Genomic DNA, 19705 nt, shown 5'->3' on the forward strand with positions numbered 1-19705 from the left:
ATCTCCTACATCCGCTGAGTCCCCGGGCTGGGACTGAATGTCTGACAGGCTTATGTATTTTTAGAGTATTTCATCTAATTCTGGGGCTAACTTGATTTATAGCGTACAAAGTTCGCTAAATAACGACATGCAAAATTCAGAGACAAAAAAAGCCAGCAGATGCTGGCTTTCGAATCAGTGCGCTAAAGAATCACTGCGCTAAACATTGATAGAAGCTATCACTGAGCTGATGCAGGAAGGTGAAATAGCTGCCCTGCTCAATCTTCACTTCCGTACCCAGAGGATCAAGAACACCAATTTTCGCTTTACTGCCTCTGACAACCGTATCAATCACCGCCGGCTGAAACTGCGGTTCTGCAAACACACACTTGGCCTGATTATCAGCCAGAGACTGGCGGATCCGGATCAGGGTTTTTGCGCCAGGCTTACGATCAGGACTGACCGTAAAGTGCCCCATGTTATTCAGGCCATAGCGCTGTTCGAAGTAACTATAACCTTCATGGAACACATAATAAGGTACAGATTGCACTGCGTAGAGCTGAGAGCGGATTTCGCTGTCCGTCTCATCAGCCTGCTTAATAAAACGCGCCAGGTTTTTGCGGTACAGGTCTGCATGTTGCGGGTCCGTCTCCTCCAGGCGCAGAGCGATAATTCCGGCCGCTTGCTTAGCCTGCTCGACACTCAGCCAGAAATGCGGGTCATGCGAGCCGTGATCATGATGATGCCCTTCATGTTCTTCATGATGTCCGTCGTCGTGCTCATCATTATGGGCAACGTGCTCATCGTGCTGGTCATGATCAGCGTGTTCTTCGTGGTGATGGTCAGCATGGTTCGCATGGCTGACATGCTCTTCATGGTCGTCATGCTCTTCCGCTTCACCGTAAGATCGCAGGACCAGTTGCGGTGATTTTTCCAGCGTCAGCACATTACTGTGACTGGCCAGAGCACGATCGAGGAAGGGTTCCAGGTCTTCTCCGAACCAGATAATCAGATCGGCATTATGAATCCGCTTTACATCTGAGGGACGAAGCGCATAATCGTGCGGTGAAGCATTCGCTGGTAACAACACATCAGGTTCAGCCACACCGGCTGTCAGCTCATGGGTAATCATCTGAATCGGTTTAATACTGGTCAGTATATTGGCCGCCAAGGCAGAATTTGAAGCAGCCGCAAGTGCGGTTAGTAAGGCAATTCTGGGTAACATGAGGATGTTGTCTCCGAGCGATAGCGTTATTAGTTTATGGATGTTACATTATAACATCACCACTTTGCAAATGAGTTCCTCTTCCATGTCACCGCTTATTGAATTACAAGACATTCGCGTTGCTTTTAACCAACGCCAGGTCCTGGATAATGTCAGCCTCACCCTTACCCGCGGTAAGATCACTACTCTGATTGGTCCCAACGGTGCAGGCAAGTCAACCCTGGTGCGGGTGCTGCTCGGTCTGCATGCGCCGGATTCAGGTCAGCTCAAGCGCGCCAAAAACCTGCGTATCGGTTACGTGCCGCAAAAACTGAAACTCAACGATACCCTGCCGTTAACCGTAAAACGTTTTCTGCAACTGGCGGGTAAATACAGTAAACAAGAACTGATCGAGGCTTTGCGTCTGGTTGGCGCCGAGCATTTGCTGCTCAATGACATGCACAAGCTGTCCGGCGGTGAAAGCCAGCGTATTCTGATTGCACGAGCCCTGCTGCGTCGTCCGGATCTGCTGGTACTGGATGAACCGGCGCAAGGGGTTGATGTCCAGGGGCAGATAGATCTGTACGATCTGATTGACACCATTCGCCAGCGTTTTGGCTGCAGTGTATTTATGGTTTCCCATGATCTGCATCTGGTGATGGCGAAAACCGATAACGTTATCTGTCTGCATCATCACATCTGTTGCTCAGGCACACCGGCCGCGATTACCCAGCATCCGAATTACATTGCCCTCTTCGGACAACCCAGCCGTGAAGCGCTGGCGTTTTACCATCACGATCACGAACACCATCACCATGATTTAGCGGGCCAGCCAGTCAAAGGCGATGCCCAGGATTGTTCCCACCATTCACATGGTCACCACCAACATGATTGAATTTCTGTTACCTTCGATTATCGCCGGGATTGGTATTGCACTGATCGCCGGCCCACTTGGCTCTTTTATCGTCTGGCGGCGTATGGCTTATTTTGGCGACACGCTGGCCCACTCTTCCCTGCTAGGACTGGCGCTGGGCTTTCTGCTCGACATCAACCTTTACCTCGCGCTGCTGGTGTGCTGTCTTGGTCTGGCTGTGATTCTGGTGGCGATGCAAAAGCAGAAGCTGATTGCCACCGATACCCTGCTCGGCATCCTCGCTCACAGTGCGTTATCGCTCGGTCTGATTGCCGTCAGCTTCCTGGATAATGTCCGCATCGATTTGATGAGTTACCTGTTTGGTGACCTGCTCGCGGTCAGTCCGTCTGATTTGATCTTCATCTGGAGTGGCGTGATTGCGGTCGGCATTGCGGTATGTATATTCTGGCGTCCTCTGCTTTCGAGCAGTATCAACGAAGAACTGGCGTCGGTGGAAGGGACTAATACCGACTTGATGCAACTGATTCTGATGCTGCTGATTGGTCTGGTGATTGCGGTCGGTATGAAGTTTGTCGGTGCCCTGATCATGACATCGTTAATGATTATTCCGGCCGCCACGGCGCGCCGCATTGCCAAAACGCCGGAACAAATGGCCGCTATGGCGTCAGCCATTGGTATGATTTGCGTGCTATCCGGCCTGTCACTGTCATGGCATTTCGATACGCCGGCAGGCCCGTCTGTCGTGGTCAGCGCCACTACCATGTTCATTCTAAGCCATTTCTTCAAGCGCACCTGATGAATGGTTTGCATGTCAAAAAGCGATGAGTTGGTCGACCAGCAATGCGGACAGACTGAGAGAACAGATAGTCGCAATCAACATTGTAAGCAATAAAAAAAACTGTCAGCCATAAAAAAAACTGTCAGCCATAAAAAAACCCGGGAAAACCCCGGGTTTTTCTCAATTCGCCAAGCGAATTACCAGCCAGTCACTTCACGCAGTGCTGAACCGATATCTGCCAGGCTTTTCACTGTTTTCACGCCTGCTGATTCCAGTGCCGCAAACTTCTCGTCTGCCGTACCTTTACCACCAGAGATGATTGCACCAGCGTGGCCCATGCGCTTGCCCGGAGGAGCCGTAACACCCGCGATGTAAGAAACAACCGGTTTGGTTACGTTCTCTTTGATGAACGCTGCCGCTTCTTCTTCCGCAGTACCACCGATTTCACCGATCATAACAATCGCCTCGGTTTCCGGATCTTCCTGGAACAGTTTCAGAATATCGATGAAGTTAGACCCCGGAATTGGGTCGCCACCGATACCAACACAGGTAGACTGACCGAAGCCTTCATCAGTCGTCTGTTTTACTGCTTCATAAGTCAGCGTACCTGAACGAGATACGATGCCGACTTTACCTTTACGGTGAATGTGACCAGGCATGATACCAATCTTACACTCATCCGGAGTGATAACACCCGGACAGTTAGGGCCGATCATACGTACGCCGGTTTCTTCCAGTTTCACTTTCACGTCAATCATATCCGTTGTCGGGATACCTTCAGTGATAGTGACGATAAGCTGGATACCCGCATCAATCGCTTCCAGAATCGCATCTTTACAGAAAGGCGCTGGTACGTAGATAACGGTTGCCGTTGCACCTGTGGCTTCTACTGCTTCACGTACGGTGTTAAACACTGGCAGACCCAGATGTGTTTGACCGCCTTTACCCGGAGAAACACCACCCACCATTTGTGTACCGTAAGCAATCGCCTGCTCTGAGTGGAAGGTACCCTGTCCGCCGGTAAAACCCTGACAGATTACTTTGGTGTCTTTGTTAATTAATACAGACATTATTTGCCCTCCGCTGCAGCAACAACTTTCTGCGCTGCGTCAGTAAGCGACTCAGCTGCAATGATATCCAGACCTGACTTAGCCAGTACTTCGCGGCCCAGGTCCGCGTTAGTGCCTTCAAGGCGAACGACAACCGGCACAGTTACGCCGACTTCTTTCACAGCACCGATGATGCCTTCAGCGATCATGTCACAACGCACGATACCGCCGAAGATGTTAACCAGTACGGCTTTTACGTTGTCATCAGACAGGATAATCTTGAACGCTTCTGCAACGCGTTCTTTGGTTGCGCCGCCGCCAACATCCAGGAAGTTAGCCGGTTTGCCGCCGTGCAGGTTGACGATGTCCATGGTACCCATTGCCAGGCCAGCACCGTTTACCATACAACCTACGTTACCATCCAGAGCAACATAGTTCAGTTCCCATTGCGCTGCGTGTGCTTCACGGGCATCTTCTTGTGAAGGATCGTGCATTTCACGCAGTTTTGGCTGACGGTACAGCGCGTTAGAGTCGATGTTGATCTTACCATCCAGACACAGCAGGTTGCCTTCACCGGTCAGAACCAGAGGGTTGATCTCCAGCAGAGCCAAGTCGTACTGAGCGAACATCTGGCCCAGACCCATGAAGATTTTAACGAACTGTTTGATCTGATCGCCTTGCAGGCCCAGTTTGAATGCCAGTTCGCGGCCTTGGTATGCCTGAGGGCCAACCAATGGATCAATCGCTGCTTTGTGAATCAGTTCCGGAGTCTCTTCCGCAACTTTCTCGATTTCCACGCCACCTTCAGTCGATGCCATGAAAACGATACGACGGGTCGAACGGTCAACAACGGCACCCAGGTACAGTTCATTAGCGATATTTGACGCTTCTTCTACCAGGATCTTAGTCACTGGCTGACCATTCGCATCTGTCTGGTAAGTGACCAGGTTTTTACCCAGCCATTTCTGTGCGAATTCTTTGACACCTTCTTTGGTGTCGTGCAGTTCTACGCCGCCCGCTTTACCGCGGCCACCTGCGTGAACCTGACATTTAACTACTTTTTTTGCCGTCGAAATACGGCCAGCCGCTTCAAAAGCTTCCTGTGGCGTATCACATGCATAGCCTTCTGGCACAGGCAATCCGAATTCTGCAAACAGCTGTTTGGCTTGGTATTCATGCAAATTCATTGATCTATTCCGTTTGTTCTTCCCTTAAGGGACTTATAATTTCCATGACGCGTTCACAGTTACTGTCGCGCGTCTGTAGGGTCTTCTCAAATCAACTGCGCAAGACAGTTCATATGAAGGCCGGACGTTGAGCAGTCTAGCCTTAGCCGCAATCAAACGTCTAGCTATCGGCGATAACTAGACGTTTCAGCGATATTAAACGTCTAACAGCAGACGTGTTGGGTCTTCCAGCAACTCTTTGATGGTTACCAGGAAGCCAACTGACTCACGACCGTCGATTAAACGGTGGTCGTAAGACAGCGCCAGATACATCATTGGCAGGATTTCAATCTTGCCGTCGACAACCATGGCACGGTCCTGGATTTTGTGCATACCCAGAATAGCCGCTTGTGGCGGGTTGATGATTGGCGTTGACATCAGGGAACCAAACACACCACCGTTAGTGATAGTGAAGTTACCGCCAGTCAGTTCGTCAACCGTCAGTTTGCCGTCACGACCTTTCACTGCCAGCTCTTTGATACCTTTTTCGATCTGAGCCATGCCCAGTGTATCTGAGTCTTTCAGTACCGGAGTCACCAGACCACGTGGCGTAGAAACCGCGATGCTGATATCGAAGAAATTGTGGTAAACAATCTCGTCGCCGTCGATTGACGCATTCACTTCAGGGAAACGTTTCAGCGCTTCGGTCACCGCTTTAACGTAGAAAGACATGAAGCCCAGACGGATGCCGTGTTTCTTCTCAAACACATCCTGGTACTGCTTACGCAGATCCATGATAGGTTTCATGTTGACTTCGTTAAACGTGGTCAGCATAGCAGTGCTGTTTTTCGCTTCCAGCAGACGCTCAGCCACACGCTTACGCAGGCGGGTCATTGGAACGCGTTTTTCACTGCGTGCTGCAACCGGAGCCTGAACAGGTGCTTCTTGTGCAGCCTGAGGCGCTTTCTTATCAGCAGCCAGGAAGGCTTCGATGTCTTCACGAGTGATGCGACCGCCAACACCCGTACCTTTCACCTGAGAGGCTTCCAGGTTATGTTCAGCCAGCAGACGACGAACCGCCGGGCTCAGTGCATCGTTGCTCTCTTCCGTCAGTGTCGCTTTATGGCGTTTGTCTGGTGAAGATTCGCTTGCACTGGTGGTGTCCTTAGTCGGCTCACCGGCAACCGCGCCTTTTTTGATGCGAGCCAGCAGTTGCTTAGACAGTACGGTCGAGCCTTCCTCTTCCAGAATAGCTTCCAGCACGCCATCTTCAGGAGCCGGAACTTCCAGTACTACTTTGTCGGTTTCAATTTCTACAATCACTTCATCGCGTGCAACGGCGTCACCTGGTTGTTTGTGCCATGTCGCAACGGTTGCGTCTGCTACTGATTCAGGTAAATCTGGAACCAGAATTTCAACTGTCATATCTATGTCTTCCTTTTTTAGTTCTAGTTCTTAAGCTAGGGTCAGAGCGTCTTCAACCAACGCTTTTTGTTGTTTCAAGTGTACCGACATGTAACCTACTGCTGGTGAAGCAGAAGCAGGACGGCCTGCATATTTCAGATCCGCACCAGCTGGGATGGCTGCGCGGAAGTTGTGCTGGCTAGAGTACCAGGCGCCTTGGTTTTGCGGCTCTTCCTGACACCAAACATAGTCCACCACATTGGTGTACGGGGCGATAGCAGCCTGTACTTCTTCAATCGGGAATGGGTACAGCTGTTCAATACGTACAATCGCGACGTCTTCCTGCTCGTTACTGCGGCGCTGTTCCAGCAGGTCGTAGTAAACTTTACCTGAACAGAACACCACGCGTTTCACCTTGGCTGGGTCCAGCGTGTCGATTTCCGGAATTGCGGCCTGGAATGCCCCGTCAGCCAGCTCTTCCATGCTGGAAACACACAGCGGATGACGCAGCAGCGATTTCGGTGACATGACGATCAGCGGACGACGCATCTTACGCACCACCTGACGACGCAGCATGTGGTAAACCTGAGCCGGAGTCGACGGTACAACAACCTGCATATTCTGCTCAGCACACAACTGCAAGTAACGCTCAAGGCGAGCAGAGGAGTGCTCTGGACCCTGACCTTCATAACCGTGTGGCAGTAGCATAGTCAGGCCGCACAAACGTCCCCACTTCTGCTCACCGGAAGAGATGAACTGGTCCACCACCACCTGAGCTCCGTTGGCAAAGTCACCAAACTGCGCTTCCCAGATAGTCAGGCCGCCGGGTTCTGCTGTGGCATAACCATATTCGAACGCCAGTACTGCCTCTTCTGACAGAACCGAGTCAATCACTTCGAATGGACCCTGGTTGTCATGAATGTTGCTCAGCGGAATGTAAGTGCTGGCATCGCCCTGGTTGTGCAGAACTGAATGACGGTGGAAAAAGGTTCCACGACCAGAATCCTGACCTGAGAGACGGATACGTTTGCTGTCATCCACCAAAGTGGCGTAAGCCAGTGTTTCCGCCATACCCCAGTCGAGCATTTTTTCGCCGGAAAGCATCGCGCGACGGTCGTTGTAGATTTTATCTACCCGGCTTTGCAGCTTGTGGCTTTCAGGATACTGACAAACACGCTGACCCAGTTCTTGCAGACGCTCAAGCGGGTATTTGTTGGCCCACTCTTCATTCCACTCATGGCCCAGGTATGGTGACCAGTCAACCGAGTGCATCGTCATCGGACGCCACTCTTTCACTACGACTTCGCCGCGGTCCAGAGCATCGCGATATTCATTTACCAACTGAGTCGCGGTTTCGATATCACTTTCTTTACGGTCAATCAGCACATCCGCGTACAGCTTACGAGGTGTCGGATGCTTTTTGATTTTCTGATACATCAGAGGCTGAGTCGCATTTGGCTCATCCGCTTCATTGTGACCATGCCGGCGGTAACATACCAGGTCAATCACTACGTCGCGTTTGAACTCATTACGATAATCCAGCGCCAGACGGGTAACGAAAGCAACCGCTTCCGGATCATCCGAGTTAACGTGGAAAATCGGCGCCTGAACCATCTTCGCAATGTCAGTACAGTACATGGTCGAGCGAGTATCACGAGGGTTGGAGGTAGTAAAGCCGACCTGATTATTCACCACGATGCGAACCGTACCGCCCACGCAGTAACCGCGCGCCAGAGACATGTTGAAGGTTTCAGCCACGACACCCTGACCGGCAACAGCAGAGTCACCGTGGATGGTAATTGGCAGAACTTTGCTACCGTCATCATCGCCGAGACGATCCTGACGAGCGCGTACCGAGCCCATAACCACAGGGTTGACGATTTCCAGGTGTGATGGGTTGAATGCTAGTGCTAAATGCACATCACCACCAGGCGTTGCAAAGTCAGCCGAGAAACCCTGGTGATATTTCACATCACCGGTACCCCAGGTTTCGTCATGCTTACCTGCAAACTCATCGAACAGATCCTGCGGTTTCTTACCCAGAACGTTGACCAGCATATTCAGACGGCCACGGTGCGCCATCCCGATGACCACTTCACGCATACCGGTTTTACCCGCATGACGAATCAGTTCTTTGGTCATTGGAATCATCGCGTCGCCACCTTCCAGTGAGAAACGCTTTGCACCCGGGAATTTTGCCCCCAGATAGCGTTCCAGACCTTCAGCTGCGGTTAATTCTTCCAGGAAAGTTTGCTTTTCATCCAGAGTGAACGACGGCTGTCCGACCACAGGCTCAAGACGTTGCTGAATCCAACGTTTTTGCTCTGTGTCTGTCATGTGCATGTATTCTGCACCAACCGAGCCACAATAGATGTTGTTGAGAGATTGATAGATGTCTTTCAGACGCATGGTTTCTTTGCCAACCGCAAATGAACCTACGTTGAAAGTTTCTTCCATATCTTCGGCAGTCAGGCTGTGGAAAGAGGGGTCTAATTCCGCCACAGGAGGGCGTTTCCACAATCCGAGAGGGTCCAATTGGGCTGCTTCGTGTCCGCGAAAGCGGTATGCGTTAATCAGCTGTAGGACTTTTACTTGTTTTGCATCGACTTCAGGATCACTAACTTGGACACTGTAATGCTTTGTTTCTTGAGCGAGTCGTCTGAAGTAGTCACGGACACGTGAATGTGGCTGTTCTGCCACATTGTCGGGTTGCGCAGGCAGCCCTTCAAAAACACGTTTCCACTCCTCACTGACCAGATCGGGATCACTTAGATACAGTTCGTAGAGGTCCTCTACGTAAGTTGCATTGGCGCCAGCCAAGTGTGAAGACTCGAGCCATGCCTTCATCACGCCGTTGTGCATTATTTTCCCTTAACCAGTAGTTTTCACGTTTGCTTCGGTCTACGCCGAGCTAATAAACGCAGGCCCGCAGGCCTGCAATTTTTTATCTAAACCGAACGGTTTACCAGCATCGACTTGATATGGCCGATTGCTTTCGTCGGATTCAATCCTTTCGGACAAACACTTACACAGTTCATGATGCCGTGGCAACGGAAAACGCTGAATGCGTCATCAAGATTGGATAAGCGTTCGTCTGTCGCGGTGTCGCGGCTGTCGATCAACCAACGATAAGCGGCCAGTAAGCCCGCAGGACCGATAAATTTGTCCGGATTCCACCAGAATGATGGGCAGGACGTTGTACAACATGCACACATGATACATTCATACAAGCCATCAAGATGTGCGCGATCTTCCGGAGATTGCAGATTCTCACGCGATGGTGGTAATGCATCGTCAGCAATCAGGAATGGTTTCACTTTGGCGTAGTTATCGTAGAACTGAGTCATATCAACGATCAGGTCACGAATTACCGGCAGACCTGGCAGCGGACGAATCACAATTTTGTCGCCTTTTAACGCCGACAATGGAGTGATACACGCCAGACCATTTTTACCATTCATGTTAAGACCGTCCGAGCCACACACACCTTCACGGCATGAACGGCGGAACGCAATCGACGGGTCTTGCTCTTTGAGCAGAATCAGCGCATCCAGAACCATCATGTCAGAGCCTTCTTCCACTTCAAGCACGTAGTCTTTCATGTAAGGCTTTTTATCGACATCCGGATTGTAGCGGTACAGAGAGAAGTTCATTTTCATCAGTCAGTCCTCCTCTTAGTAAGTACGTACTTTTGGCGGGAACGCTTCGCGGTGAACCGGCGTCATGTTGACATCACGCTTGTTCATCTGCTCAGTTTCCGGGTTGTAAATCGAGTGGCACAGCCAGTTTGCATCGTCACGATCAGGGAAGTCGAAACGAGCGTGGGCACCGCGGCTTTCGGTACGGTAGTTCGCTGCAACCGCAGTCGAGAAAGCGGTTTCCATCAGGTTATCCAGCTCCAGACACTCAACGCGCTGGGTGTTGAATTCCTGTGACTTGTCCGCCAGATGAGCATCTTTCAGACGTTCACGAATCACTTTCAGCTCTTCCAGGCCGTTTGCCATTGCATCACCTTCACGGAATACCGAGAAGCTGTTTTGCATGCAACGTTGCAGGTCTTTACGGATTTGCACCGGATCTTCGCCGCCCTTGCTGTTTTCCCAACGCATGGTACGCGCCAGTGAAGCTTCAATGTCTGACTCAGTTGCCGGACGAGCCTCAGCCTGTGCAGCCAGGGTTTCACCCAGGTGCAGGCCGGTTGCACGGCCGAATACCACCAGGTCAAGCAGCGAGTTGCCACCCAGACGGTTGGCACCGTGGACCGATACAGAAGCAATTTCACCACAGGCAAACAGACCCTGAACTTCAACGTCCTGACCTGCTGCCGTTTGCTTGATAGCCTGACCGGAAACCTGCGTTGGAACACCACCCATCATATAGTGACAGGTCGGGATAACCGGAATCGGTTCTTTCACCGGATCAACGTGAGCAAAGGTACGTGACAATTCACAGATACCAGGCAGACGAGACTCAAGCACGTCTTTACCCAAATGATCCAGTTTCAGCTTGATGTGCGGGCCCCACGGACCATCGCAACCACGGCCTTCACGGATCTCGATCATCATTGAACGCGCTACCACGTCACGACCAGCCAGGTCTTTGGCGTTGGGTGCGTAACGCTCCATGAAACGTTCGCCGTCTTTATTAAGCAGGTAACCACCTTCACCACGACAGCCTTCGGTCACCAGCACGCCGGCGCCGGCAATGCCGGTTGGGTGGAATTGCCACATTTCCATATCCTGCATAGGTACGCCAGCGCGCAGAGCCATACCAACACCATCACCGGTGTTAATGTGCGCGTTAGTGGTCGATGCGTAAATACGGCCTGCCCCACCCGTTGCCAGAACCGTTGCCTTCGCTTTGAAGTAACAGATCTCGCCGGTTTCCATGCACAGTGCGGTACAACCCATCACAGCACCATCCTGGTTTTTCACCAGATCCAGTGCGTACCATTCTGAGAAAATGGTGGTTTTATGTTTAATGTTTTGTTGATAAAGAGTATGTAGCAGTGCGTGACCAGTACGGTCAGCCGCTGCTGCAGTACGTGCAGCCTGCTCGCCACCAAACTCTTTAGACTGGCCACCAAACGGACGCTGATAAATCGAGCCATTTTCGAAACGAGAGAATGGCAGACCCATTTTCTCCAGCTCAATTACCGATTCCGGGCCATTTTTACACATGTATTCGATAGCGTTCTGGTCACCGATGTAATCAGAACCTTTTACGGTGTCATACATGTGCCATTGCCAATTATCTTTGTGCGAGTTGCCCAGTGCCACTGTGATACCGCCTTGCGCCGATACCGTGTGAGAACGAGTTGGAAACACTTTTGACAACAGAGCACAAGTCAAACCTTGCTCTGAAATTTGCAGTGCTGCACGCATGCCAGCACCACCTGCGCCGATTACTACGGCATCAAACTCACGAACTGGAATAGTCACTTACGCACCCCACAATACAAATAGGCCAGAGAAAAAGTATCCGAACAACACGGCGATCACGACAAGCTGCAAACCGCCACGCAGTTTAGCGCACTTGACGTAGTCGGTCAGAACCTGCCACAAGCCGATCCAGCCGTGGATAAGGATGCATACCAAGGCCAGCATAGTGAACACTTTGGTAAACGTGCCGCCGAAGAACTCGGTCCAGGAAACGTAAGAGATATCTGTAAATGCACAAAAGGCAACGATATAGATGGTGTACAGAGTCATGATGATTGCGCTGGCGCGAATCAACAGAAAATCATGAACCCCGTTACGACCAAATGAGGAAACGTGTTTTACCATACCAAAACCCCCGCCAACAGAGATAGAACCACAGTAGCGCCGAACGCCACTTTCGCGCTCTGCGCACCAGACTCAAGCTCTTCAAAATAGCCAAGGTCCATAAGTAAATGACGAACACCACCAGCGATGTGGTACGCCAATGCGGTCAGAATACCCCACAGAATAAATTTCACGAAGAAACCGCCAACGATATCGCTCGCTTCGATGAACCCTTCTTGGGAGGATAATGACATGGATAATAACCAAAGCAGAATTCCGATTGCTACAAACGTAATAACCCCCGCCACGCGGTGAAGGATAGAAGCGATTGCTGTGATCGGAAAGCTGATGGTCTGCAGATCTAAATTAACAGGTCTAGACTTTCTTTCTTTCACGGGCTTGCTCACTCAGCTCCATTGAGCATTTATAGTTATGGATGAAATTTGGTGGCAAACCCACAAAAGTTAACATTTATTTAACCTTTACCCGCTTCAACACCGGAATAAGATTGTAAAACATTTGTTAACAAAGGAGAGAAGCTATCACCTCACCGTTATAGCTAACCCTTAATTTATAAGGTTTCCACCAAAATTTGCCACGCCAATATACGGCTAGCAACATTCTACAACAATTGATGTAACAATTTTTGCTACACAGAACAGATTTTTAACTTTATATGTATAAAAAATCAAAGTAAGTGCACACATCGGGTGAGATTAATTGACTTTAACCAAGATCAGACGTACAAGAATGGCACACAAACATCCTGGACGGATTAAATAATAAACAAAGGAGATTGTTATGGCAGATAAGAAAGCGACCCTTCATATCGAAGGCAAAGCGCCAATCGAACTGCCGATTATGGATGGCTCACTGGGCCCTCAGGTAATCGACGTTCGTAAATTAGGTTCAAATGGTTACTTCACTTTTGACCCTGGTTTTCTTGCCACTGCATCTTGTGAATCTCAAATCACTTATATCGATGGCGACAAAGGTGTTCTGCTACACCGCGGTTTCCCTATCGACCAGTTAGCCAATAACGCTGATTACCTAGAAGTGTGTTATATTCTGCTTTACGGTGAAGCCCCTAATCGCGATCAGTACGAAGAATTCAAACGTACCGTTACTCGTCACACTATGGTCCATGAGCAAATCGCAAGCTTTTTCCACGGCTTCCGTCGTGATGCTCACCCAATGGCAGTAATGTGTGGCGTGGTGGGTGCCCTGGCAGCCTTCTACCATGATTCACTGGACATCAATAACGACTCGCACCGGGAAATCGCTGCGTACCGTCTACTGTCTAAAATGCCTACACTGGCAGCAATGTGTTATAAATACTCAACAGGTCAACCGTTTATCTACCCGCGCAATGATCTGGGCTACGCTGAAAACTTCCTGCACATGATGTTCGCAACACCATGTGAGGAGTACGAAGTGAACCCGGTTGTCGCTCGTGCGATGGACAAGATCTTTACTCTGCACGCAGACCATGAACAAAACGCCTCGACGTCAACAGTTCGTCTGGCTGGTTCTTCTGGTGCTAACCCATTTGCATGTATTGCTGCCGGTATTGCATCGCTATGGGGTCCGGCTCACGGCGGCGCGAACGAAGCGTGTCTGCGTATGCTGGAAGAGATTGGGTCAGTTGATCAGATCCCTGAGTATGTTGAACGTGCGAAAGACAAAGATGACCCATTCCGTCTGATGGGCTTCGGTCACCGCGTGTACAAAAACTATGACCCGCGTGCAACCGTAATGCGCGAAGCGTGTCACGAAGTGCTGAAAGAGCTCAGCATCAAGGATCCACTGCTGGATGTGGCGATGGAACTTGAGCGTATCGCTCTGTCTGATGAATACTTCATCGAGAAGAAACTCTACCCGAACGTAGACTTCTATTCCGGTATTATTCTGAAAGCGATCGGTATCCCGGTGTCTATGTTCACTGTAATCTTCGCGATGTCGCGGACTATCGGCTGGATTGCTCACTGGAATGAAATGCACAGCGACCCGGGCAGCCGTATCGGTCGTCCACGTCAGCTGTACACTGGTCAGGGTCTGCGTGACTTCGTGCCTCTGCACGAACGCGAATAATAGCCAGATGTTTGTTGTGTGATAACAAAGAGCGAGGCCTGGCCTCGCTCTTTTCATTGGTATCGCACATTGGGTTCAGATTGTCCGTTACACCGGATTATCAATATCGACAAATTCAACCTCAAATCCGTGCTCGGCCGCCAGCCACTCCCCCAGCGCCTTCACCCCATAGCGTTCCGTAGCATGATGGCCCGCAGAGAAATAATGAATGTTAAGCTCACGAGCACTGTATGTGGTGCGTTCTGAGATTTCACCGGAGATAAACGCATCCATACCCTGCGCTGCCGCCAGTTCAATATAATCCTGACCACCACCGGTACACCAGGCGACTTTTTTAATCGGTTTGTCTGCCATCTCCGGGGCAATGTGCAGCGGTGCCCGGCTGAGTACCTGGCTGATACGCTGTGCCAATTGATCTCCGCTGAGCGCCTCAGCCAATGAACCATACATCGCCACCGATTGCGGATGCCCTTCAAGTCCACCTTCAACCTTAATACCCAGTCGCTTGGCCAGTTGCGCGTTATTACCCAGCTCAGGATGGATATCAAGTGGTAAATGGTAGGCCAGCAGGTTGATATCATGCTTAATTAACTGACGGATGCGCGTACCTTTCATACCGCGAATCGCCTCATTTTCACCTTTCCAGAAATAGCCATGATGGACCAGCAACGCATCAGCATTAAGCTCTATCGCTTTTTCTATCAGAGCCTTAGATGCTGTCACACCGGTAACAATTTTTTTGACTTCCGATTTACCCTCAACCTGCAAACCGTTCGGGCAATAATCTTTAATCAGCTGTGGCGACAGCGTGTCATTGAGCAACATTTCAAGTTGTAAATTATTCATCATTGATCCCATTGCCTGATATTCATGGCGTGGTTATAACATTTTCATTTTAAAACTGACAATTTCCCGCTTACGCTACCAATTTCGCGCTAAAATGTCGAAAAGAACACTGACGGAACGAGACAATTATGGATCTGGAACAACTCACCCACTGGGTAGCCACTACCCCATCACTGTTTGAATCTGCCCCGCCGATTGCCGGCACACCGCCATTTCGTAAGCCCGCTTCGCAGAAATGGGCTGAATATCAGGGCAACCGCCGTCTGGGCTTTGTTTATCAGCATTTATGTTTGCAACTCTTCTCTGCCACGCCGCGTTATCACTCTGTATCGGACGAGATTCAGCTCAATCAACATGGCCGTACACTGGGCTCCATCGATTTTATCGTTAAAAACAGCAAAACCGAGCAGTATGAGCACTGGGAAGTCGCGGTAAAGTTTTATCTGCTCCAGAATGGGCTATGGTACGGCCCGAATGCCCAGGACCGTCTGGATCTCAAACTGGCCCATATGCTCAACCACCAGTTGCCGATGTCAACCAACGATGCGTTCATCAAAACCTATCCTTTATGGGCCAATGCACAACCCAATTTGCTGATGCAGGGACGTCTGTACGTCAATCCGTTCGAGCCGGAAACCGTGCCCGAAGACTGTCTGGGCTTTCGCCTCAATCAGTCGCAGGTCAGCGGATACTGGTGTTATGATCATCAGTTCGCTCAGATAGAAGAACCACTTTACCTGCTGGACAAATCACAATGGCTGACCGGGCGCAGCGCGGATGCCGAGCGTTTTCACGGCGACGCCGACGGTTTTGTCCACTGCCAGAGTGAATCCGGCCAATTCTGGTTTGTGATTCCTCGCGACTGGCCCCACAATATCGGCGCGTAATCCGAACGCCTCTGACAATCACGCTGTACTCGGGCAGACAAACCGGAAACTACAGAGATAAAAAGAGGCGCTCAGTGCGCCTCTTCACGTCATAGTCTTCAACCGTCTCGCTCAGCCGATCACAGTCCGGCGTCTTTAAACACCTGGTTCACGATATCCTGAGCTTCTTGCTCTATTTGCTGCAGATGCGCTTCACCTTTGAAACTCTCACAGTAAATCTTGTAGATATCTTCGGTGCCGGAAGGACGCGCCGCAAACCAGCCAAAATCACTGGTCACTTTCAGGCCGCCAATCGCTGCTCCATTGCCCGGCGCATGGGTAAGACGGGCAGTAATCGCATCACCAGCCAGAGTCTGGGCTGACACCATTTCAGGTGACAGCTTTTTCAATACCTCTTTTTGCGGGCCGTTCGCGACCGCCTGAATCCGGTTGTAGTGTGAATCACCATGTTTAGCCGCCAGCTCGTCATAGTACTGCTGCGGCGTTTTACCGGTCACAGCCGTAATTTCCGCGGCCAGCAAACACAGAATGATGCCGTCTTTGTCGGTTGACCACGGCGTACCATCTTTACGCAGGAAAGAGGCGCCAGCGCTCTCTTCACCACCAAAACCAAAGCTGCCGTTGTACAGCCCATCTACAAACCATTTGAAGCCGACCGGCACTTCGCACAGTTCACGGCCCAAATCCGCCACCACTTTGTCGATCATGGCACTAGAAACCAGGGTTTTACCGACAGCGACATCTTTACCCCAGCCGTCACGATGGCGGTACAGGTAGTCGATACACACCGCAAGGAAGTGGTTCGGATTCATCAAACCTTTCGGAGTCACGATGCCATGACGGTCATAATCCGGGTCATTGCCAAACGCCAGGTCGTACTCATCTTTCAATGCCAGCAGACCGGCCATCGCATACGGCGAAGAACAGTCCATACGAATGACACCGTCTTTATCCAGTGACATGAACTGGAAGCTGGGATCAATCGCTTCACTGACCAGGGTCAGATTCAGATTGTAGGCCTTCCCGATCTGGCGCCAATAATCAATACCACTGCCGCCGAGTGGGTCCACACCCAGTTTCAGGTTAGCTTTTTGAATCGCCGCCATATCAACCACATTCACCAGGTCGTCAATATAAGGCTTAACCAAATCCACCTGTTTAAACAATGCAGACTGTTTCGCCTCGCCAATCGGCAGGCGTTTTACTCCCTTCATCCCCTCGGCAATCAGCTGATTAGCACGGTTTTCAATCGCCTGGGTCAGTTCACCTTCCGCCGGGCCGCCATGAGTCGGGTTATATTTGATGCCGCCGTCTTGGGGCGGGTTGTGCGACGGGGTAATGACGATACCATCCGCTTTTTCGGCGTGGTCACGGTTGTAGGTCAAAATGGCATGAGAAATACCCGGCGTCGGCGTATAACCGTTGTCCTGCTGAACAATCACTTCAACGCCGTTGGCAATCAGGACTTCGATCACGCTGCTGAAGGCAGGTTCAGACAAAGCATGGGTATCTTTACCAACGAACAGCGGACCTGAAGTCTTTTGCTCGGTACGGACTTCAACGATCGCCTGGGCGATCGCCAGAATATGGTTCTCGTTAAATGTGGATTTATCCGCAGTACCGCGATGCCCTGAGGTGCCAAATTCCACTTTGTGTTGCGGATTGCTTGGATCAGGCTGCAACAGATAGTAGTTAGCAACAAGCGCGGGAATATTATGCAGGTCCTGCTGTTGGGCTTTTTGTCCTGCACGTGGGTGCATTGGCATAGGAGACATCCTTTCAGAAATAACGACAAATAAAAAACCTCATAATACGCAGTTTAGATTGCATATTATGAGGTTTTAGTCAGACTTTTAGGGCTTGATCAATATAATCAAATAGATTGAGTGACCTTTTCAATAATCTCAGCCGGGAAGTTCATACGCAGCATGACTTGCTCAATCATTTGCTGTTTACGGCTGGTATTATTATTGGTGATCACCCAGAACGGGGTATTCGGAATCGCCTTGGGCTTCGTCGTTTGACCGTTGGCCAGCAGGGTCTGCTCATTGTCCGCAAAATAAACACGTTTGCGGCCCTTCACTAACGTGGCGTCAGAAAAGCTGGCAGGATCGATGCGATGAAGAGTGGAAAGCACCAGCATAAAACGATCAACCGCTTTTTTCAGACCAGCAAATTCGTCTGAAATCAGCAGAGCGCGCATCTCTTTCACGCCATCCAGTTTCGTTTCTTGCCCAGCATCTTTACTCACAACTATACCTTTCGGCTCCACCGACAACTTAGGAGCAACAGGAGTGCTTTGTCCATCCGCTTTCAACAGGCGGCGCAGAATGTCCGACGCGCTCTCACCGATGTGTTGGGTCTGGCTTGCAATGTAACGGTATAGATCCTCATCTACCTCAATTGTTTTCATTCGCTTTTCACAATCTCAATGTTTAAACTCTGGGGGATTATAGCGAGATCTTTGCCGAGACTCTACGTTAAACCCATTACTAATAAGATAAAATGTCAGCACTTCTGAATTACAAACTTGAAGGTGAGGGTCACACCGTCGTCTTGATCCATGGCCTGTTCGGTAATCTGGACAACCTGGGCCTGCTGGCCCGCGACCTGAAAACCGATCATCAGGTCCTGAGTGTCGATCTGCGTAACCATGGCTTGTCACTGCACAGTGAGCAGCACAATTACGCTCTGCTCGCTCAGGATATCAAACAGTTACTCGAACATCTTGATATTCGTGATGCCATCGTGATCGGCCATTCCATGGGCGGAAAAACGGCAATGAAACTGGCCGATATCGCCGCCGATCGTATGCGTCAACTGGTGGTAATGGACATTGCCCCGTATGCTTACCGCGAACATCGCCACCAGCAGGTTTTTGCCGGTCTGACCGCGGTTGAAGAACAAAAGCCGACTTCGCGCAGTGCAGCAATGGCGATTCTTGCCGAGCACATCGAGCTTGACGGTGTACGTCAGTTCCTGGGTAAATCCCTGTATAACTGCGATGGCATCATGGCCTGGCGCTTTAACGTCACCGCGCTCAAAGCCAACTACGCTCACATTATGGGTTGGGAGCCGATCACATGCTGCACGATTCCGACCCTGTTCATTAAAGGTGGTGACTCCGATTATCTGATCGCCGAGCATCAGAGCGAGGTTCAGGCCCAGTTCAGCGAGGCGAAAGCCCACGTCATCGCCAACACCGGCCACTGGCTACATGCAGAAAAGCCAACCGAAGTACTGCGTGCGATACGCAAATTCATCACATGAGATAACGCACTGCAGTTGTCGGCTGATCGCGGTTTTTCTCATCCGCCAAGTGTGAAATCGATTCTCATCCGCGCATTAACTTTGCCCGACAACAATGGTATAGTGCGCGCAAGCAAATTGGCATAAAGGACTACCATGCTGTACGACTACATGAACATGCTTGAGTCTGTCGGACTCGATCTGCTGTTTGCGTCTATATTTTTTCTGATCGGAATGGCAATAAAAGACGTTTTAAAACAAGGTAATGTTCCGCCATTTGGCCGTCGTATCGTGTGGCTTGTTCTATTTTTAGGTTGTGCCGGCTTTATCGCCAAAGGCATTATCCAACTGAGTTGGGAAGGAACCGGACTTGGCTAATGCCCGCGCGTTCAACCAGCGCCAACCCATAACAA

General features: G+C 50.5%; 18 protein-coding genes. 6 read left to right on the plus strand and 12 right to left on the minus strand.

The features are described 5' to 3' along the window. Positions 1 to 190: 190 nt before the first annotated feature. The gene (locus J0X00_RS07685; RefSeq protein WP_136482566.1) at positions 191 to 1204 is read right to left on the minus strand and encodes a zinc ABC transporter substrate-binding protein; all 1014 of its coding nucleotides are present in this window, start codon (positions 1202 to 1204) and stop codon (positions 191 to 193) included. A gap of 85 nt (positions 1205 to 1289) precedes the next feature. Between J0X00_RS07685 and znuC the strand changes: the two genes are divergently transcribed. Both znuC and znuB read left to right on the plus strand, forming a co-directional pair. Beyond that, positions 1290 to 2078: a zinc ABC transporter ATP-binding protein ZnuC gene (znuC, locus tag J0X00_RS07690; protein WP_218562832.1), complete on the plus strand. Its 789-nt coding sequence runs from the start codon at positions 1290 to 1292 to the stop codon at positions 2076 to 2078. Continuing rightward, positions 2071 to 2853 (plus strand): zinc ABC transporter permease subunit ZnuB, encoded by a 783-nt coding sequence (gene znuB / locus J0X00_RS07695; RefSeq protein ID WP_282477858.1) that lies wholly within the window; start codon positions 2071 to 2073, stop codon positions 2851 to 2853. Before znuC ends, znuB begins: the two co-directional genes overlap by 8 nt. Positions 2854 to 3032: 179 nt before the next feature. On the opposite strand, the gene sucD is transcribed toward znuB, so the two are convergent. The 8 genes from sucD to sdhC form a co-directional block, all read right to left on the minus strand. Next, the gene (gene sucD / locus J0X00_RS07700) at positions 3033 to 3905 is read right to left on the minus strand and encodes a succinate--CoA ligase subunit alpha (protein ID WP_136482559.1); all 873 of its coding nucleotides are present in this window, start codon (positions 3903 to 3905) and stop codon (positions 3033 to 3035) included. Next, positions 3905 to 5071, minus strand: coding sequence for an ADP-forming succinate--CoA ligase subunit beta (gene sucC / locus J0X00_RS07705; RefSeq protein WP_136482557.1), 1167 nt, complete (start codon positions 5069 to 5071; stop codon positions 3905 to 3907). Before sucC ends, sucD begins: the two co-directional genes overlap by 1 nt. A 195-nt stretch (positions 5072 to 5266) precedes the next feature. After that, on the minus strand, positions 5267 to 6475 hold the full coding sequence (gene odhB / locus J0X00_RS07710; protein WP_136482555.1) for a 2-oxoglutarate dehydrogenase complex dihydrolipoyllysine-residue succinyltransferase: 1209 nt from the start codon (positions 6473 to 6475) through the stop codon (positions 5267 to 5269). 30 nt (positions 6476 to 6505) lie between these two features. Continuing rightward, positions 6506 to 9316, minus strand: coding sequence for a 2-oxoglutarate dehydrogenase E1 component (gene sucA, locus J0X00_RS07715; protein ID WP_282477859.1), 2811 nt, complete (start codon positions 9314 to 9316; stop codon positions 6506 to 6508). A gap of 86 nt (positions 9317 to 9402) precedes the next feature. Continuing rightward, a complete protein-coding gene (locus J0X00_RS07720) occupies positions 9403 to 10113 on the minus strand; it encodes a succinate dehydrogenase iron-sulfur subunit (protein WP_136482550.1) in 711 nt (236 codons plus the stop codon). Between the two features lie 15 nt (positions 10114 to 10128). Then, the gene (sdhA, locus tag J0X00_RS07725) at positions 10129 to 11895 is read right to left on the minus strand and encodes a succinate dehydrogenase flavoprotein subunit (RefSeq protein WP_218562831.1); all 1767 of its coding nucleotides are present in this window, start codon (positions 11893 to 11895) and stop codon (positions 10129 to 10131) included. Next, positions 11896 to 12240 carry a succinate dehydrogenase, hydrophobic membrane anchor protein gene (gene sdhD, locus J0X00_RS07730; RefSeq protein ID WP_136482545.1) on the minus strand — a complete coding sequence of 115 codons (345 nt, stop codon included), beginning with the start codon at positions 12238 to 12240 and terminating at the stop codon, positions 11896 to 11898. Further along, positions 12234 to 12626 (minus strand): succinate dehydrogenase cytochrome b556 subunit, encoded by a 393-nt coding sequence (gene sdhC, locus J0X00_RS07735; RefSeq protein WP_136482543.1) that lies wholly within the window; start codon positions 12624 to 12626, stop codon positions 12234 to 12236. The genes sdhD and sdhC overlap by 7 nt, the downstream gene beginning before the upstream one ends. A 394-nt stretch (positions 12627 to 13020) precedes the next feature. On the opposite strand from sdhC, the gene J0X00_RS07740 reads away from it, so the two are divergent. Then, positions 13021 to 14310, plus strand: coding sequence for a citrate synthase (locus tag J0X00_RS07740; protein ID WP_136482541.1), 1290 nt, complete (start codon positions 13021 to 13023; stop codon positions 14308 to 14310). Between the two features lie 87 nt (positions 14311 to 14397). On the opposite strand, the gene J0X00_RS07745 is transcribed toward J0X00_RS07740, so the two are convergent. Further along, a complete protein-coding gene (locus tag J0X00_RS07745) occupies positions 14398 to 15156 on the minus strand; it encodes a Nif3-like dinuclear metal center hexameric protein (RefSeq protein WP_168796940.1) in 759 nt (252 codons plus the stop codon). A gap of 128 nt (positions 15157 to 15284) precedes the next feature. Here J0X00_RS07745 and J0X00_RS07750 point away from each other — a divergent pair, with 128 nt between their 5' ends. After that, positions 15285 to 16043: a DUF1853 family protein gene (locus J0X00_RS07750; RefSeq protein ID WP_282477860.1), complete on the plus strand. Its 759-nt coding sequence runs from the start codon at positions 15285 to 15287 to the stop codon at positions 16041 to 16043. A gap of 119 nt (positions 16044 to 16162) precedes the next feature. Here the strand turns inward: J0X00_RS07750 and pgm are convergent, their stop codons facing one another. Beyond that, a complete protein-coding gene (gene pgm / locus J0X00_RS07755; protein WP_136482535.1) occupies positions 16163 to 17809 on the minus strand; it encodes a phosphoglucomutase (alpha-D-glucose-1,6-bisphosphate-dependent) in 1647 nt (548 codons plus the stop codon). A gap of 107 nt (positions 17810 to 17916) precedes the next feature. Further along, positions 17917 to 18456, minus strand: a complete 540-nt coding sequence (seqA, locus tag J0X00_RS07760; RefSeq protein ID WP_136482533.1) for a replication initiation negative regulator SeqA — start codon at positions 18454 to 18456, stop codon at positions 17917 to 17919. 92 nt (positions 18457 to 18548) lie between these two features. Between seqA and J0X00_RS07765 the strand changes: the two genes are divergently transcribed. Continuing rightward, positions 18549 to 19313 carry an alpha/beta fold hydrolase gene (locus tag J0X00_RS07765; RefSeq protein WP_282477861.1) on the plus strand — a complete coding sequence of 255 codons (765 nt, stop codon included), beginning with the start codon at positions 18549 to 18551 and terminating at the stop codon, positions 19311 to 19313. Between the two features lie 135 nt (positions 19314 to 19448). Further along, complete coding sequence (locus tag J0X00_RS07770) at positions 19449 to 19670, plus strand: DUF2788 domain-containing protein (protein ID WP_136482529.1); 222 nt, start codon at positions 19449 to 19451, stop codon at positions 19668 to 19670. Positions 19671 to 19705: the final 35 nt, after the last annotated feature.

Origin of the sequence: Vibrio sp. ABG19, from assembly GCF_029962385.1 — a bacterium.
In the GTDB taxonomy this organism is placed as follows: domain Bacteria; phylum Pseudomonadota; class Gammaproteobacteria; order Enterobacterales; family Vibrionaceae; genus Vibrio; species Vibrio ostreae.